General features: G+C 71.6%; 1 protein-coding gene. It reads left to right on the top strand.

What is annotated here, in order from left to right; translation table 11 throughout:
- The coding region (locus tag ACFPQ9_RS33630) for a condensation domain-containing protein (RefSeq protein WP_380861955.1) at nucleotides 1–2,531 on the top strand (2,531 nt) is incomplete at both ends.

The following is a 2,531-nucleotide window of genomic DNA, read 5'->3' as shown; positions in this document are numbered from 1 at the left end:
GATGACGAGATCGGCGCGCTGGCCGGCAAGGTCGTCGTGGCGGGCGAAGCGTTGCCCGGTGCTCTCGTGGAGCGGTGGCGGCGGGTCGTGGGGGACGGGAAGGTTCTGAACGAGTACGGGCCGACCGAGGCCACCGTGGGTACGTGTGTGTTCCCGCTGCTCGAAACCGTCGAGGGCGTGGTGCCGATCGGCCGTCCGCTGCCCAACATGACCATGCGCGTCCTGGACGCCCACCTCCGCCCGGTCCCGGTGGGAGCGGTCGGCGAGTTGTTCGTCGGTGGCGCGGGTGTGGCCCGGGGCTATGTCGGGGACGCGGCCCGTACGGCGGATCGCTTCGTTCCCGATCTGTACGGGCCGGTGGGCAGTCGGATGTACCGCACCGGGGATCTGGCGCGGTGGCGTTCGGACGGTGCGGTGGAGTTCCTGGGCCGGATCGACGATCAGGTGAAGGTGCGGGGTTATCGCATCGAGCTGGGTGAGGTGCGTGCCGCACTGGTCGCGCAGGCGGGGGTGGTGGACGCGGCGGTGGTCGTGTCCGAGGAGGATCAGCGCCTGATCGCGTACGTGGTCGGTGAGGTTCCCGAGTTGGCCGACGTCCTGCCCGAGTACATGATCCCGTCCGTCTTCGTGCAGGTGGACGCGATCCCGCTCACCGCCAACGGCAAGCTCGACCGCCGAGCCCTGCCCGACCCGGACCAGGACGCGACCGACACCTATGTCGCGCCCCGCACGCCCGCCGAGGAGCGCATCGCCGCGGTCTGGAGCAAGGTGCTGGGTGTGGAGCGGGTCGGGGTCGAGGACAACTTCTTCGACCTCGGCGGACACTCGATCAAGGCGATCGCGCTGGTCGGCGCCCTGCGCGCGGAGGGCTTCGAAGCCGCCGTACGGGACGTCTTCCAGAACCGCACCGTCGCGGGCCTCGCCGCCACCCTCACCGACGGCGGCGAATCCGCCGACGCCTACCGGCCGGTGGAGCCTTTCGCGCTGATCGGCGACGAGGATCGCGACCGGCTGCCGGACGGGTTGGTGGACGCCTACCCGTTGGCGCAGGTCCAGCTCGGCATGCTGGTCGAGATGCTCGCCGACGACGGGCGGAACAAGTACCACAACACGACGACGTTCCGGATCAAGGACGGCCGTCCCTTCGACGTGGACGCCCTGCGCGCGGCCGGACAGGCCGTGGTCGAGCGGCACGAGATGCTCCGGGCCTCCTTCGACCTCGACGCCTTCTCGGTGCCCCTGCAGCTCATCCATGCGACGGCGGACCTTCCCGTCACCGTGCTCGACCTGCGGGGCAAGAGCTTCGAGCAGCAGGCCGAGGCGCGCCGGGCCCACATCATCACCGAGCGGGCGACCGCCTTCCAGCTCGACCGGGCGCCGCTGCTCCGCGTCTCGGCGCTGATCGAGTCCGACGAGGCGTGGTGGCTGTCGGTCAGCGTCTGCCACCCGATCACCGAGGGCTGGAGCCACCGGACCCTCCTCAGCGACATCGTCGAGGGCTATCTGCGCCTGCGTGCTGGTGGGGAACTGCGCGAGGCCACGGCCCCCGGCGTCCGGTACGCCGACTTCGTGGCGGCGGAGCAGGCGTCCCTCGACTCGGAGGAGGACCGCGCCTACTGGCGGGACCTGCTCACCGACCACGCCAAGTTCGAACTCCCGGCGGGCTGGGGCGACGCCGAGCCCGCCGACCGGGCGGTGACCGTGCAGGTGCCGCTCGGCGACCTCACCACCGCCCTGCGGTCCGCGGCCCGCACCACGAGCACCTCGCTGAAGGCGGTCCTGCACGCGGCCCACCTCAAGGTGATGAGCCAGCTCACCGTGGAGGACGCCTTCTGCACCGGCCTCGTCTCCAGCGGCCGGCCCGAGGTCGAGGGCGCCGAGCGGGTCTACGGCATGTACCTGAACACAGTGCCCTTCGCACACCGGCGCGGTGCCAGCACCTGGCGCGAACTCATCCGCCAGGCCTTCGACCGGGAGGCCGAGCTCTGGCCGCACCGCCGCTTCCCGATGCCGGTGATGCAGCGGGAACTGGGCGACGGGACGCGCCTTCTCGACGTCCGCTTCAGCTATCTCGACCTCTCCGACGCCCAGGCCGACAGCGATCTCGTCGACGCGGACTCCGGGGACGGCGAGGGCGCCACCGAGTTCGGCCTGGCGGTCGCCGCCCGCGGCAGCGGACTGCTGCTCACGGCGGACCCGGCGGTCCTCGGCAGGACGGCGGTGGACCGGCTGGCGGCGATGTACCGGGCGGTGTTGGAGTCCATCGCCGCCGACGTGGACGGCGACGCCCGCGAGACCTTCCTGCCGGCCGGCGAGCTCGAACGCGTCCTCATGGCCTGGAACGACTCCGGGGTGCCGGTGCGCGAGTTGTCGGTGCCGGAGTTGATCGCGGAGCAGATGGCGCGGCGGCCCGAGGCGGTCGCGCTGAGCTCGGGTGAGGAGACGCTGTCGTTCGCGGAGTTGGACGTACGGGCGAACCGTCTGGCGCATCGGTTGCGTGAGGCGGGGGTGGGTGTGGAGTCGTCGGTGGC

The sequence above is a fragment of the Streptomyces coerulescens genome (assembly GCF_042657965.1).
GTDB lineage: Bacteria > Actinomycetota > Actinomycetes > Streptomycetales > Streptomycetaceae > Streptomyces > Streptomyces coerulescens.
This window is presented reverse-complemented; position numbering and strand designations above follow the sequence as displayed.